Here is a 14,446-nt window from a genome sequence, read left to right as displayed (position 1 = left end):
GCCGTGTTCCCCGACATCGCACCAGCGCTTCTGGCCGACGCGCCGGAGCTTCGCGGCAAGCTCCTGCCGAACGCGTCCATGAGCGAGTTGACGTGGCTTCGCGTCGGCGGCCCCGCGCAGGTGCTGTTCAAGCCCGCAGACGAGGAGGATCTCGCCTATTTCCTTTCGCGCTGCCCGGCTGACGTCCCGGTGATGGCGGTGGGCGTCGGCTCGAACCTTCTCGTACGCGATGGAGGCGTGCCGGGCGTGGTCATCCGGCTCGGGCGCGGCTTCAACGCCATCGAGCCGCTTGATGGCGCGCGCATTCGCGTCGGCGCGGCGGTGCCGGACGTTAGGCTCGCGCAGGCGGCGGCGCAGGCGGGCATCGCCAAGCTCGCCTTCTATCGCGGCATCCCGGGCACGGTCGGCGGCGCGCTGCGCATGAACGCGGGCGCGCATGGCGGCGAAACGAAGGACGTGGTCGTTGAAGCGCGCGCGGTCGACCGCGGTGGCGCGGTGCATGTCTACGACAACGCGGGCATGGGCTTCACCTACCGCCATTGCGGCGTGCCTGACGACCAGATCTTCACTCACGCCGTCTTCGAGGGCGTTCCCGGCGATCCGGCCGAGATCGAGCGCGAGATGCAGGGCGTCGCCGAATACCGCGAGGCAAACCAGCCCATCAAGAGCCGCACGGGCGGTTCGACGTTCAAGAACCCGCCCGGCAAGAGCGCGTGGCGGCTCATCGACGAGGCGGGCTGCCGGGGCTTCCGCGTCGGCGGCGCGCACATGTCGGAGATGCACTGCAACTTTCTCATCAACGACCAGAACGCCACAGCCGCCGATATCGAGACGCTGGGCGAGACCGTGCGAAAGCGCGTATTCGAGAAGACAGGCATCATGCTCGACTGGGAAATCAAGCGCATCGGCGTGCACGCGCCGACGAGCGCAGCGCTGGCGGCCGCCGAATGACGAAGACCTTTCACCATATCGCCGTGCTGATGGGCGGCTGGTCTTCGGAGCGCGAGGTTTCGCTGAATTCGGGCGGGGCCTGCGCGGGCGCGCTCGAAGCGCAAGGCTACCGCGTCACGCGCATCGACGTCGGCCGCGACATCGCCGACCGGCTCGCCGCACTGAAGCCCGACGCCTGCTTCAACGCCCTGCACGGCAAATGGGGCGAGGACGGCTGCGTTCAGGGCATTCTTGAGACGCTCGAAATTCCGTATACGCACTCAGGCGTGCTGGCATCGGCGCTGGCGATGGACAAGGCGCGCGCCAAGGTTGCGATGAAGGCGGCGGGCGTTCCCGTGGCCGCCGGCGTCGTGGCAAGCCCGGCCAGAGCCGCGCAGCGCCATCTGCTGCCGCCGCCCTATGTGGTCAAGCCTGTGTGCGAGGGGTCGAGCGTCGGCGTATTCATCGTCCGCAACGACTTCGAGTATCCTCCGCAGGAACTGACGCGCTCCGACTGGACGCATGGCGACGTGCTCGTCGAGCGTTACGTCGCCGGCCGTGAACTGACTTGCGCCGTCCTTGGGGATCGCGCGCTCGGCATCATCGAAATCAAGCCCGCCGAGGGGCTCGTCTTCTACGATTACGAAGCAAAATACGCCAAAGGAGGCTCATACCACATTCTGCCGGCACAACTTTCACCGGAAATTTACGAAAATATTCAGAAGATGGCGGTCGACGCGCACCACGCGTTGGGCTGCCGGGGCGTAAGCCGTGCCGATTTCCGTCTGGACGATCGGCCGGAAGGCACGGGCGAACTTGTCTGTCTTGAGGTCAACACCCAGCCGGGGATGACCGCGACATCGCTCGTTCCGGAACTCGCCGCCCATGCTGGATTGTCGTTTGGTGAACTTGTGCGGTGGATTGTGGAGGACGCCTCTTGCAATCGTTAGTTTCGTGTGCGGTCGGCGCGAAAGGCCCGGAACCGAGGGCAGCGCAACCGGATAAGGATGCCGCTGCGGCGCCATCCCTGTTTCAATTCGGGTTGGTGGATGCGGACCGCGCCGCGCGCGCGGGCTTCGTCGTCAGCATGGCGTTTCTGGTCGCGACAGCGATCTATGGCCTCTATCTGTCGGGCGTGACGAAATCGCTGTTCGACGAGGCGGCAAACTTTGCCGACAAGGCAGCATACGATGCCGGTTTCCGGCTCGAAGATCTGGCCGTATCCGGCTCCGACAACACGCCGAAGGAAACGCTGCTGAAGGCGCTGCAACTCCCCTTCGAGCAATCTTCGCTGTCTTACGACGCGGCGGCGGCGCACGATCGCCTGCTCGCGCTCGGCTGGATCAAGTCCGCCGAGGTGCGTCGCGTGCTGCCCTCGCGCCTCGAAGTGGTGCTGACCGAGCGGGAGCCCTACGCGCGCTGGAAGGACGCAGCGGGCGTCGTTCAGGTGGTCGATCGCGAAGGGCGCGTGCTCGGCCCGTCGGAAGGGCAATTTGAAACGCTGCTCCTGTTCTCGGGCGAGGGCGCGCCAGCGGAAGCGGCGGCATTCATCGAGTCGCTTGCCGACCGGGAGTCGATCCGCTCCCGCGTGGCCGAGGCGAGCTTCGTCGCCGAGCGATTTTGGCAGGTGAAGCTTGACAGCGGCGTCATCCTGAAACTTCCGCGCAAGGTGGGTGAGTTAACTCTTTCAAGACTTGACTCTGTTCTCGCCAACTCGAAGATTGCGGAAATGGCTCTCGACACCATCGATCTGCGACTGACGCATCGCACGATCCTGCAATTGCGTGAGCCGACCACGGCCAATCGCGACAAAGCGATCGCGCTTTTGACCTCCTCCCCTGCCCCGCAAACGGCATTGCCGCCGAGAAGGGGCAAGGCATTATGACGGACGAACGGCGGCAGGCCTCGCGCGGTCCGTCGCGGTTATGGCCGTTCAAGGGACGAGACGACATCATCACCGTTGTTGACCTTGGCGCGCAAAAGGTGGCGTGCGCGGTCGTTCTGCTCTCGTCACCGCGTTTCGGTTTCGACGTCGGCGCGCGCAATCTCCGCGTGATCGGCAGCGCGCTGGTGCGTTCATCGGGGATTTCCGGCGGCCGGATCGCGAACCTCGCGGCTATCGAGACAAGCATTCGCCGCGCAGTCGGCCAAGCGGAAACGCAGGCTGGCGTGACCGTGGAAGACGTGCTCGTTACCGGCCAGTTCTCCGGGCTTATCGCGGAGGTATTCGAGGCAAGGCTCGGCCATGCGGGGCTTGCCAGAGAGGACATCGAAGCCATCTCGGTGGCTGCCGAGGAGCACTGCGCGCGAACCCAGCGAAAGCTTCTGCATCTCTTCACATCGTCCGGCGAAGCGGGAGCGGAGTCGGCCTTTGCGAACCACCCGCCAAGCGCCGAAACGGATGTGATCGCGATTTCGATGCCGATCCGCGGCCAGCATCAACTCGGAACATGCTTCGGCAAAAGTCTGCTTAACGTGCGCACCGTCCTGGCGGGGCCGATCGCTTCGGCGCTCAGTGTGACGAATGCGCTCGAACGCATGTCAGGCGTCCTCGTGATCGACATGGGCGCGCAGACCACCGGGATCGTGCTGTTCCGGCACGGCGTACCGATGTTTCTGGAATGCCTTGATTTTGGCGGTCAGGCCGTTTCCGAGGAAATCGCGCGGGCCTTTTCGCTGCGGAAATTCGAGGCCGAACGGCTGAAGGTCCGCTACGGAAGCGTCTACGACAATTTGCAGGCCGACATCGACCTCCCTGTCCAGAATGGCGAGACCGGGGAGCCGGTGTCCAAATTTTCCCTCAATCATATCATTCGATCGAGGGCATCGGACCACCTCAGGGCCGTTAATGAACGGTTAAAAGGTGCAGGATACTCTGTACCGAATGGGGGCGCGGTGCTGACAGGCGGCGGCAGCCTGCTACCGGGAATCCGCGAGCTTGCTTCGCATCTGTTTGCGGCGGAGGTGAGAACCGCGAAGCCCTTGAGCTTGAACGGTCTCAACGCGGGAAACGTGTTGAGCGCGCTAGTGGGGGGGTGTCTTTATGCAAGCCGGCACCAGTCTGCGGGCGAAATGCCCTATGCGCCTGAGTTGCCGTCTCAAGACAGTAGCTACGCGTCTCGAATCGGCCAATGGCTGCGTACAAGCTTTTTGTGAAGGTTGTCCGCACATTCGGTCGTCGCATATGAGCGGGCGGGCATTTCGCGACGTCCGAAGGGGAAGCTGACGAGGCTGCCATGGGAATTAACCTGCAACTTCCTGGTCTGACGGAGTTGCGGCCGCGCATCACGGTTATTGGCGTGGGTGGCGCTGGCGGCAACGCCGTGAACAACATGGTCGAAGCTGGGCTCGAAGGCGTGGAATTCATCGCCGCGAACACGGACGCGCAGGCGCTCGCGTCGTCCGGGGCCTACACCACCATTCAGATGGGCATCGGCATCACCGAAGGTCTTGGCGCCGGCTCACGCCCGGAGATCGGCGCGGCTGCCGCCGAAGAAGCCATCGAGGAAATCCGCTCCCATCTCGACGGCGTGCATCTTCTGTTCATCACGGCGGGTATGGGCGGCGGAACCGGCACCGGCGCGGCACCGATCATTGCGCGCACGGCCAAGGAACTCGGCGTGCTCACGGTCGCCGTGGTAACGAAACCATTCGAATTCGAAGGCCAGCGCCGCATGCGCACCGCGGATGCCGGCATCGCCGCGCTCGCGCAACATGTCGATACGCTGATCGTCATCCCGAACCAGAACCTGTTCCTCGTCGCGAGCGAGCGCACCACCTTTGCGGATGCCTTCTCGCGCGCCGACGATGTGCTGCGTTCGGGGGTTTCCTGCATCACCGATCTTATGGTTAAGGAAGGGTTGATCAACCTCGACTTCGCCGACGTTCGCACCGTGATGCAGAACATGGGCACCGCGCTCATGGGCACCGGCGAAGCCGAAGGCGAAAAGCGCGCACTGCAGGCGGCGGAAGCCGCGATTTCCAATCCGCTGCTCGGCGAAGTGTCGATGCGCGGTGCGAAGGGGCTGCTCGTCAGCATCACCGGCAGTTTCGACATGACGCTGTACGAGGTGGAGGAGGCCGCGTCCCGAATCCGCCGCGAGGTCGACCCGGAAGAAAATCCGGACGTGAACATCATCGTCGGGGCGACGTTCGATCAGTCGCTTCAAAACAGGCTGCGGGTGTCCGTGGTCGCGACCGGCATTCACTCCGGCGTTGCCTCCCAGCACGTTGCACCGCCGCCGCCCGTGGAGAAAGACGCGGGGCTCGCCGAGCGGATGCAGTCCGTCCAGCAGGAGCCTCCGCAGCGCCGCGCGCCGTTCGGCGGATTGCGCGAGCAACCGGCGCGTCAGCCGCAGGATCGGCGCGTCGTTCTCGAACCGAAGGGAAGACGCGGCGGCGATGACGTCGCGCCGCCCGTTCCGGCGGATAACGGCCAGCGTTTCGAGCCGGTGCCCCCCGCGAAGACCGCTCGCGCACCGAGGCGACCGCTCACATTCTCGGATTTTCCCGAACTCGGACAATCCGACGGTGGCGGCAACAATGGCGCCTCGAATCGAAGTTCGGGCAAGCCTCGCGGTTTCTTCGACTGGATGGCGGGCCGGGATCGCAGCACGACGAAATCAAACGCCTCGCCGCAGACCAAATCTGTTGCTCTTCAGCCACGCACCAATCATGAAAAAACTGTGGCGGAACAAGGGCGTCGGAATGGCGCAAGCCATGACGACACCAGCGACGACATGGACGGCGACCCTGCGGCCACGCGCCAAAATGGCGACGAAGCGATTGATATTCCTAAATTTTTTAGAAAACCTGCATCCTGATCGCAGGTTATCTTTCTCAACCTCTGCGTACGGCGCTTGGGGCCTCTCCCGGGCGCCGTTTTCGGTTGTGTCGAACTGTCAGACCTCCCCGTAACAGACTGTTAAAAAGCGTGATTTGAAGCACGCCAAGTTGCCCGGCTAACTTTGCCGCAGGTCGGATGTATTGAGCTTCCGCGCGCGTACCGGCAGATCGCCGGCCCAAGAGTAGCGTGTAGCTACCGATGCTCGCATAGAAGCCATTGGGCATCGTCCGGCACACGATGGGGGGTGCATTCCTTCGGCAAAGGAAGGCACCGTGGCACAAAAAAAACGGCGCACTCTTATGAGCTTTCGAAGCTATTCGAACAGGCAAACCACTCTTGAGCGCGAAATCGTCCTGAAAGGGGCGGGCGTGCACAGTGGCGCGGAAGTATCGCTGATCCTCCACCCGGCCGAGGCCAACACCGGCTATAATTTCTACGTTTCCGGCGGAAAGAATGCGGGCCATATCCCCGGCGATTTCCGCTCCGTAACCAATCTGACCCTCTGCACCGTGATCAGCGGCGCCGGCGGCGCCTCCGTCGCCACCGTGGAGCACCTGCTTTCGGCCCTGCGCGGCATGGGCATCGATAACGCGGATATCGAGGTTGACGGCAACGAACTGCCGATCCTCGACGGCAGCGCGGAACCGTTCGTGAGAGCCATCGAAGAGGCGGGCGTTCGCGAACTCGACGAAGCGCGCCGCTACATCAAGATTCTCCGTCCCGTCACCGTCAGGGACGGCGGCTCCATCGGTGAAATCTTCCCCTATGACGGTTTCCGCCTCGACATCGAAATCGATTTCCCCACGCCGTTGATCGGCCGTCAGCGCATCGACCTCGAAGTAACCCCGGCTTCTTTCAAGAAGCACCTCAGCCGCGCCCGCACCTTCGGTTTCATGAAGGATGTGAAGCAGCTCTGGGCTGCCGGTCGCGCGCTGGGATCGTCGCTGGAAAACACTGTCGCCATCGGCGAGGATCGCATCCTGAACCCGGAGGGCCTGCGCTATCCGGACGAATTCGTTCGCCACAAGACGCTCGACGCCGTCGGCGACTTCGCTCTCGCGGGCGCGGCGATCCTCGGCCTCTATCGCTCGAAGCGCCCAAGCCACAAGCTCAATTCGATGATGCTGCACGCGCTTTACGAAAACCGCGACGCGTGGACCATCGTCGAAGCCGCCGACAAGACGCGCCGCCATTACGTTTCGCCGCGCGCCGATTTCGGTATCGCCTTCGCAACACCGAATTTCGCACCTGAAAACGATTGATGAATCCCATCTGCAAATGGCCGGGCTTGTCCCGGTCATTTTGCGTTACGGCGCCAGGCCAATCGCCGGTTTGCCGGTGGCAAATTGCTCACGCCGCGCCGACAAGTTTTCCCCCGCAAACGCTTTGACTGAAAAACTCCGCATTTCACCATCATTTTGCGGCTTTTCGCCGTACAAGAACGTAACAATAGCGGAACCCGAGTCGCGCAGTATCGCTCGAACTCGAAATACGGGGCCTGGAGCAAGGACGATGGGATTGCGATCGATCGGGCAAACTCTCGCAGTAGTCATTCTCGCGACGACGCTGACCAGTTCACTTGGCGGCTGCGGATCGATGGGCTCGTTGTTTTCAAGTTCCGAATCGACGCCGCTCGACCAGCGCCCGCCGGACCAGATCTATAAGGAAGCTGACGACCTCCTCGGCCAGGGCAAGAACAACAAGGCCGCAGAGATCTTCGAGCGGATCGACCAGCTTTACCCCTATTCGGAAGAAGCCAAGAAGGCCACACTGATGGCTGCTTACGCCTATCAGAAAGCCGGCAAGGGCCCTGAAGCCGTCGCCGCCGCGCGCCGTTACCTCGCGCTGCATCCCGGTAGCAAGGAAGCCGCTCTGGCGCAGGAAATCATCGCCAGTTCTTATTTCGAGCGCATTTCCGGGCCGACGCGTGATCAGGGCGAAACGAAGAAAGCCATCGCAGAACTCGAAACGCTGATTCGCCGTTACCCGGACAGCCGCTATGTGGAAGACGCGAAGCGGCGCGTCAAGCTCGCGCGCGACACCCTCGCCGCGTCGGAAATGGAAGTCGGCCGTTACTGGCAGAAGAAGGGCAACTATCTCGGAGCGGTGAACCGCTTCAAGACGGTCGTCACCGACTACCAGCAGACGACACATGTGGAAGAGGCGCTGATGCGCCTGACCGAATGCTACATGGCGCTCGGCATCGTGAACGAGGCGCAGACTGCGGCGGCCGTTCTCGGACATAACTTCCCCGACAGCCCCTGGTACAAGGACGCCTACGCCCTGCTTCAGTCTGGCGGCACCGCGCCGCGTGAAGACACCGGCTCGTGGATCAGCCACGCCTGGAAGCGGACTGTCGGCAGCGTTGCAGGCTAGGCTCATTTTCATAGCACTGCCTAAGTTTTGACATCGGCCATCGGGGCGGCTTAAGGATAGGCCGTCTTCGGTGGCACGATGCTTTTTGTGTCCGCCTGGCCGAAGAAAGTCAGCGACCGCGCCACTCAGCGGAAACGCACAAACCCTATTCGCGCCGTCTGCGCCTCAGCGCTCTGCGGCGCCTTTCTTTTTTTGGAAGCCATCGTGACCCCGACTGCAATCGCCGTGCTCGCCTTCACAATGTCCGTCGACGCCTTTGCCGTGTCGCTTGCGCGGGGCGCCGCGTGCAAGAAGCCGCGTTTGCGCGAGGCGCTGCGCACGGGCTTCATCTTCGGCACGGTGGAGGCGCTGACGCCGGTCATCGGCTGGGCGGCGGGCATGGCGGCCAGCAAGTACGTGCAGGCGTGGGACCACTGGATCGCGTTCGCGCTGCTCGGCGGCGTCGGGCTTCGCATGCTCTGGCTCGCCTTGTTCGCGCAGGAAGAAGAGCGGCCCGCTGTCGCGCAGTCCTTCCTGCTGCTCGTCGCAACCGCAATCGGAACCAGTATCGACGCCATGGCCGTCGGCGTGTCGCTTGCGATCCTCGACGTGGACATCACCACGATTGCCATCGCCATCGGCCTGGCGACCTTCCTCATGTCGTCGGCGGGCATGATGCTGGGGCGGCTGATCGGCGAACGATTCGGGCGCATGACCGAAGTGGCAGCGGGTCTTGCGCTCTGCATCATCGGCGTTACGATCCTCGTGGAGCATATCGGCTGACGCGCGCGGAGCAGGTGACGGGTGCCGGCGCGCCAAGAATCGCGTAAGGAATCGGCATGCTTGTGGCCCTGTCAATCCGCGACATCGTTCTTATCGATAAGCTCGATCTCGGTTTCGAGAAGGGCTTCACCGTTTTCACGGGTGAGACCGGCGCGGGCAAATCCATCATCCTCGACAGCCTGAGCCTTGCGCTCGGCGCGCGCGGCGACGGCGGCCTCGTGAGGCGCGGCGCGACGAGCGCGAGCGTCACCGCCTCTTTCGACCTCCACGACGCGCACCCCGCGATGGCGCTCCTTGCCGAGCAGGGGTTCGACCGTGAGGACACGCTCATTCTTCGCCGCGTGCAGGGCGAGGATGGCCGCACGAAGGCCTTCATCAATGACCGCCCGGTGTCGACCGGCCTTCTGAAGCAGCTCGGAAAGATGCTCGTCGAAATTCACGGCCAGCATGACGACCGCGCCCTGCTCGATCCCGCCACCCACCGCCATTTGCTCGATCAGTTCGGCGGCCTCATCGGCGAGGTTCAGGAGGTGTCGCGGCTATGGGAGACGTGGCGCGAAAAGAACAAGTCCGTGGACGAGCTTGAGAAGGCTCTGGCCGTGGCCGAGCGTGAAAAGGACTATCTCACGGCGGCCTGCGAGGAGCTGAACCAGCTCGCGCCGCAGCCGGGTGAGGAAGACGACCTCGCGACCCGTCGCACCGCCATCGTTGCCGCGCAAAAGGCCCGCGCCGACCTCGAAGACATCGCAGACGCGCTGAACGCACCGCAATTCCCCGCCACAAAGCTCAGCGCCGCGCTTCGCCGTCTGGAGCGTACGCCGAATATCCCCGACGCGCTGAAGCCCATACAGGCGGCGCTGGAACGCGTGCTGATCGAGGCGGAGGAGGCGCGCGAACTCGTTGAAGCGCAGCTTCGCGGTGAGAGCGGCGGCAATGTCGAAGCCATCGAGGAGCGGCTGTTCCGGCTGCGCGCGGTCGCCCGCAAGTATCGCGTGACGGTGAACGACCTGCCCGCGCTCCACGCCCGATTCCGCGCCGACCTCGCGCGCATCGAAACCGGCGAGGAAGATCTGATCGCCGCGCGAAAGGTCGCGGCTGAAGCCGCCGCGATCTATGCCGGAGCTGCCGACGCGCTGACCGAAAAACGCCGCGCGACCGCCGCCCAGCTCGACGCTGCCGTGCAGGCGGAGCTTGCGCCGCTCAAGCTCGACAAGGCACGCTTCATCACCGAAATCGAGCCCATGCCGGAAGACCGCAGCGGCCTTCGCGGCGGTCCATTCGGGCGCGAGCAGGCGATGTTCCATGTGCAAACCAATCCGGGCGCAAAGCCGGGACCGCTGATGAAGGTGGCGTCGGGCGGCGAGCTTGCCCGGTTCCTGCTTGCGTTGAAGGTGGTTCTCGCCGAAAAGGCGACCGCGCCCGTTCTGGTGTTCGACGAAATCGACACGGGCGTTGGCGGCGCGACGGCGGCGGCCATCGGCGAACGGCAGGCGCGGCTCGGCACCCGCGCGCAGGTGCTGGCCGTAACACATTCGCCGCAGGTTGCTGCGAACGCGAACCAGCACATCCGGCTTCACAAGGCCGCGCGCGGCGAAGGCGACGCCATCGTCGTTACCACCAGCGCCGAAACGCTGAGCATGGAAGGCCGGCGCGAGGAAATCGCGCGCATGCTTGCAGGCAAGGAGGTCACGGCCGAAGCCCGCGCCGCCGCCGAAAGTCTGATCGGGGCGCGCCATGTCGGAGCGCATCATGTCGCCTGACACGGGGGGCGCCAAGCCCTCGAAGACACCGCGCCGGTCCCGCAAGGCGGGGACGGAGGACGCCGCGCAGCAAGCGCTCGTGCGCTCGCCTGAAACGGAGATTGCGCCGCCGCCCGCGCAGAGCGAGGCAGCATTCCGCGACGAGGCGCTGAAGCACGCCGAGCATCTTTCCGCCGAAGACGCGAAGGACGAGCATGACGCGCTCGCCGCCGAGATCGCGCGCCATGACCGGCTTTATTATGAAAAGACCGCGCCGGAAATTTCCGACGCCGAATATGACCGCCTGCGCCTGCGCCTCGATGCGCTGGAAGCGGCGTTCCCTTCGCTCATCACGCCGGAGAGCCCGTCGCAGACAATCGGCGCAACGCCGTCCGACAAGTTCGCGAAGGTGCGCCATACGGTCCGCATGCTCTCGCTCGGCAATGTGTTCTCGGATGAGGATGTCGCCGATTTCGCGGGCCGCGTGCGACGCTTCCTGAAATTCGAGCCCGGCGAGGCGCTCGACGTCACCGCCGAAATGAAGATCGACGGCCTTTCCGTGTCGCTTCGCTATGAGAATGGACGGCTGGCCGTGGCGGCCACGCGCGGCGACGGCTCGGAGGGCGAGGACGTGACAGCGAACGTCCGCACCATCGCCGACATACCGCAGACGATCCGCGCGAACGATGTGCCCGCTGTGTTCGAGGTGCGCGGCGAGGTCTATATGAGCCACGCCGACTTTCAGGCGCTGAACGAGCGGCAGATCGGCAAGGGTGGTCGCATGTTCGCGAACCCGAGGAACGCGGCGGCGGGCTCGCTGCGCCAGCTCGACCCGGCGATCACTTCTGTCAGGCCGTTGCGCTTCTTCACCTGGGGCTGGGGCGAGGCAAGCGCGCTCCCCGCGGACACGAATTTCGGTGTGCTTCAGGCGATTCGTGGGTGGGGCTTCCCGCTTCCGCCGGTGGAGCTTTGCCGCTCGGTCGAGGAGATGCTCGCGGTCTATCGCGCCATCGAGATGAAGCGCGCCTCGCTCGGCTACGACATAGACGGCGTCGTCTACAAGGTGAACCGGCTCGACCTTCAGGAGCGGCTCGGCTTCGTCAGCCGCACGCCGCGCTGGGCGACCGCGCATAAATTCTCCGCCGAGAAGGCAACCACGGTGCTGAACGGTATCGACGTTCAGGTGGGCCGGACGGGCGCATTGACACCCGTGGCAAAGCTCGCGCCCGTCACCGTCGGCGGTGTCGTCGTGCAGAACGCGACGCTTCACAACGAGGACGAAATCCGCCGCAAGGATGTGCGCATCGGCGATACGGTGATCGTGCAGCGCGCGGGCGATGTGATCCCGCAAATCCTCGGCCCGGTGCTGGACCAGCGCCCCGCCGACGCGGAGCCGTTCGCGTTTCCCACGCTCTGCCCCGTCTGCGGCAGCCATGCCGTGCGGGAGGCCCACCCGAAGACCGGCAAGCTCGACGCGGTGCGCCGCTGCACGGGCGGCCTCATCTGCGCGGCGCAGGCCGTGGAGCGGCTCCGGCATTTCGTGTCGCGCCACGCCTTCGACATAGAGGGACTGGGCGAGAAGCACATTCAGGCGTTCTTCGACGAGGGTCGCATCAAGGCACCCGCCGACATCTTCACGATGGCCGCGCGTGACGGCGTGACCCTGCCGAAGCTCGCCGAGAAGGAGGGCTGGGGACCGCAGTCGGCGGCGAACCTCTTCGCGGCCATCGAGGCGCGGCGCACGATCTCGCTTGAGCGCTTCATCTTCGCCCTCGGCATCCGTCATGTGGGCGAGACGACGGCGAAGCTTCTGGCGAAGACGTTCGGCTCGCTGGACGCGCTGCGCGCCGCCATGGCCGAGCCGGACGCCAGCGACCTTCGGGCGGGCGACGAACTTTTGCTCGAACGCGCCTCGACCGATGACAAGAGGTCGCTGCATAAGGCCATCATTCTGGCCAAACTGAATGAGATCGACGGGATTGGCGACGTCGTCGCGCAGTCCATCGTGGATTTCTTCGACGAGCCGCATAACCGCGAGGTGGTGGATGCGCTTCAGCACGAACTGACCATCGAGGATTACAAGCCCGATCAGGTTTCTTCACTGCTCGCGGGCGCAACGGTGGTTTTCACCGGCAAGCTGGAACGATTCACGCGCGACGAGGCCAAGGCTCAGGCCGAGCGGCTCGGCGCGAAGGTTGCGGGCTCGGTATCGAAAGCCACAACCTATCTTGTTGCGGGTCCGGGCGCGGGCTCGAAGCTGAAAAAGGCGGAAGACCTCGGTCTGAAAGTGATGACCGAGGACGAGTGGCTGGAGTTGATCTCCTCCGCATAACCGCCAAAGAGTCTCTCCTGATGGGAGGGAGGCGGGATGAGAGGAGCCCTCGAACGGTGTTTATCGCCGTTCGCCCCTCATCCCGTCTTTGGATGTCAAGCTGATCCAGGAAGCAAGGGGCTGACGCGCATGACCGAACTCAGGGCACTGATTTTCGATGTCGACGGAACGCTGGCCGAGACGGAAGAGGGGCATCGCCTTGCCTTCAACCGAGCGTTCGCTGATGCGCATCTCGACTGGGACTGGACGCGGGCCCTCTACACAGATCTTCTTGCGGTGACCGGCGGCAAGGAACGCCTCGCGCACTATATCGAGCGATACCGGCCATCCTTTACGCCGCCGACCGGGCAGCCGCTTGCCGATTTCATCGCCGCGCTGCATGGAGCGAAGACCAGGCACTACGCGACGCTTCTCGCCGGCGGCGGCATTCCGCTTCGGCCGGGCGTAGCGCGCCTTTTGCACGACGCGAAACAAGCGGGCGTGCGGCTCGCCATCGCGACGACGACCTCGCCGGAGAACGTGACGGCGCTATTCGACGCGACGATGCCTGAAGCGCTCGGCTGGTTTGAGGTGATCGGCGCGGGCGATGCCGTTCAGCGCAAGAAGCCGGCGCCCGACATTTACCTCCATGTGCTGGGCGCGCTTCAGTTGTCTCCCGGTGACTGCCTCGCCGTGGAAGATTCCGCACCCGGATTGCGTGCGGCGCTGGGTGCCGGGCTGAAAGTTATCGTGGCCCTGAACGACTATACCGCATCGAACGACTTCGCTGGCGCGACGCTTCTGGTCGATAATCTCGGGGAGCCGGATTCTCCAGCCAAGATTTTGTCAGGCAACGCTAATAGTTGTACTTTTATCGATATTGAGCTTTTGCGTAAATTGGCCGCGACCGATTAGACAAGAGTTGACCTTCAATTCTTCTTTCCTACTTTGCAGCGCCAAAGCTCAAGTATCTTTCTACCTTTCATTAACTCGCGGGGTGATCCAATCACACCTGCGTTCGAGCGCGGTCAGTGGCGTGTGACCGGGTGCGTGCGCAGTTGCAGCGGGGTCGTGAGCGACGACGCGGCAGCGGCAAACACAACCCCAATACAGAGGAAGTGGGTCTCACATGCGAACGAAACGACTTCTAGTCCCGGCGGTGGCAGCGCTGGGATTATCGGCATTCGGCCTCGCGACTGCGGCAGGTGCTGCGCCGTCTCCGCTGGGAGCGAGCAGCGATAATCTGACCGCGAGCGGCGCGCAGAGTTCTGTAACGCTCGTCCGCGATGGCGGACGCGGCGGTTTCGGTGGTGCAGGCTTCAGAGGCGGCGGCTTTAGAGGCGCCTCTCCTATCGGTTCCCGGTTTAGCTATCGTGGCGGCGGCGGGTTTCAGCGCGCCAGCTTCGGCCCCGGTTTCAACCGGGGTTTCAATCGCGGCTACGCCCGCCCCATCGGGTTCAGGGGCGGCTATTACGGTGGCGG

At 64.1% G+C, this 14,446-nt stretch carries 11 protein-coding genes and 1 pseudogene; all 12 read left to right on the top strand.

The annotated features are described in order from the left end of the window. The first annotated feature begins 3 nt into the window (after nucleotides 1-3). Nucleotides 4-951, top strand: coding sequence for a UDP-N-acetylmuramate dehydrogenase (gene murB / locus QM659_RS11385; RefSeq protein ID WP_415188512.1), 948 nt, complete (start codon nucleotides 4-6; stop codon nucleotides 949-951). Beyond that, nucleotides 948-1,880: a D-alanine--D-alanine ligase gene (locus tag QM659_RS11380; protein WP_127078619.1), complete on the top strand. Its 933-nt coding sequence runs from the start codon at nucleotides 948-950 to the stop codon at nucleotides 1,878-1,880. The genes murB and QM659_RS11380 overlap by 4 nt, the downstream gene beginning before the upstream one ends. Beyond that, nucleotides 1,868-2,815: a cell division protein FtsQ/DivIB gene (locus QM659_RS11375; RefSeq protein ID WP_415188511.1), complete on the top strand. Its 948-nt coding sequence runs from the start codon at nucleotides 1,868-1,870 to the stop codon at nucleotides 2,813-2,815. Before QM659_RS11380 ends, QM659_RS11375 begins: the two co-directional genes overlap by 13 nt. After that, a complete protein-coding gene (locus QM659_RS11370; protein ID WP_415188510.1) occupies nucleotides 2,812-4,086 on the top strand; it encodes a cell division protein FtsA in 1,275 nt (424 codons plus the stop codon). Before QM659_RS11375 ends, QM659_RS11370 begins: the two co-directional genes overlap by 4 nt. Nucleotides 4,087-4,166: 80 nt before the next feature. Further along, entirely contained in the window at nucleotides 4,167-5,753 is a 1,587-nt protein-coding gene (gene ftsZ / locus QM659_RS11365) for a cell division protein FtsZ (protein ID WP_415188509.1), read from the top strand. Between the two features lie 322 nt (nucleotides 5,754-6,075). Continuing rightward, entirely contained in the window at nucleotides 6,076-7,038 is a 963-nt protein-coding gene (gene lpxC, locus QM659_RS11360) for a UDP-3-O-acyl-N-acetylglucosamine deacetylase (protein ID WP_127079791.1), read from the top strand. 250 nt (nucleotides 7,039-7,288) lie between these two features. After that, on the top strand, nucleotides 7,289-8,152 hold the full coding sequence (locus tag QM659_RS11355) for an outer membrane protein assembly factor BamD (RefSeq protein ID WP_303482289.1): 864 nt from the start codon (nucleotides 7,289-7,291) through the stop codon (nucleotides 8,150-8,152). A 204-nt stretch (nucleotides 8,153-8,356) separates the two neighbouring features. Next, nucleotides 8,357-8,914, top strand: a complete 558-nt coding sequence (locus QM659_RS11350) for a manganese efflux pump MntP family protein (RefSeq protein ID WP_127078629.1) — start codon at nucleotides 8,357-8,359, stop codon at nucleotides 8,912-8,914. Between the two features lie 56 nt (nucleotides 8,915-8,970). After that, the gene (gene recN / locus QM659_RS11345) at nucleotides 8,971-10,674 is read left to right on the top strand and encodes a DNA repair protein RecN (protein ID WP_303482286.1); all 1,704 of its coding nucleotides are present in this window, start codon (nucleotides 8,971-8,973) and stop codon (nucleotides 10,672-10,674) included. Beyond that, a complete protein-coding gene (gene ligA / locus QM659_RS11340) occupies nucleotides 10,664-12,985 on the top strand; it encodes an NAD-dependent DNA ligase LigA (RefSeq protein ID WP_415188508.1) in 2,322 nt (773 codons plus the stop codon). The genes recN and ligA overlap by 11 nt, the downstream gene beginning before the upstream one ends. Nucleotides 12,986-13,114: 129 nt before the next feature. Beyond that, nucleotides 13,115-13,879: an HAD-IA family hydrolase gene (locus QM659_RS11335; protein ID WP_415188507.1), complete on the top strand. Its 765-nt coding sequence runs from the start codon at nucleotides 13,115-13,117 to the stop codon at nucleotides 13,877-13,879. A gap of 214 nt (nucleotides 13,880-14,093) precedes the next feature. Further along, nucleotides 14,094-14,446: pseudogene (locus tag QM659_RS11330) on the top strand (hypothetical protein); the annotation flags it as partial.

Origin of the sequence: Rhodomicrobium sp. (assembly GCF_047605405.1) — a bacterium.
Taxonomy (GTDB): Bacteria; Pseudomonadota; Alphaproteobacteria; order Rhizobiales; family Rhodomicrobiaceae; genus Rhodomicrobium; species Rhodomicrobium lacus.
The sequence above is the reverse complement of the archived record's forward strand: the minus strand, read 5'-3'. Positions and strand labels throughout refer to the sequence as shown.

Excerpts from the sequence above, each read along its gene's own strand:
- QM659_RS11380 (WP_127078619.1), top strand. The coding sequence starts at position 948 with ATGACGAAGACCTTTCACCATATCGCCGTGCTGATGGGCGGCTGGTCT.
- lpxC (WP_127079791.1), top strand. The coding sequence starts at position 6,076 with ATGAGCTTTCGAAGCTATTCGAACAGGCAAACCACTCTTGAGCGCGAA.
- QM659_RS11355 (WP_303482289.1), top strand. The coding sequence starts at position 7,289 with ATGGGATTGCGATCGATCGGGCAAACTCTCGCAGTAGTCATTCTCGCG.
- QM659_RS11370 (WP_415188510.1), top strand. The coding sequence starts at position 2,812 with ATGACGGACGAACGGCGGCAGGCCTCGCGCGGTCCGTCGCGGTTATGG.
- ligA (WP_415188508.1), top strand. The coding sequence starts at position 10,664 with ATGTCGCCTGACACGGGGGGCGCCAAGCCCTCGAAGACACCGCGCCGG.
- ftsZ (WP_415188509.1), top strand. The coding sequence starts at position 4,167 with ATGGGAATTAACCTGCAACTTCCTGGTCTGACGGAGTTGCGGCCGCGC.
- recN (WP_303482286.1), top strand. The coding sequence starts at position 8,971 with ATGCTTGTGGCCCTGTCAATCCGCGACATCGTTCTTATCGATAAGCTC.
- QM659_RS11335 (WP_415188507.1), top strand. The coding sequence starts at position 13,115 with ATGACCGAACTCAGGGCACTGATTTTCGATGTCGACGGAACGCTGGCC.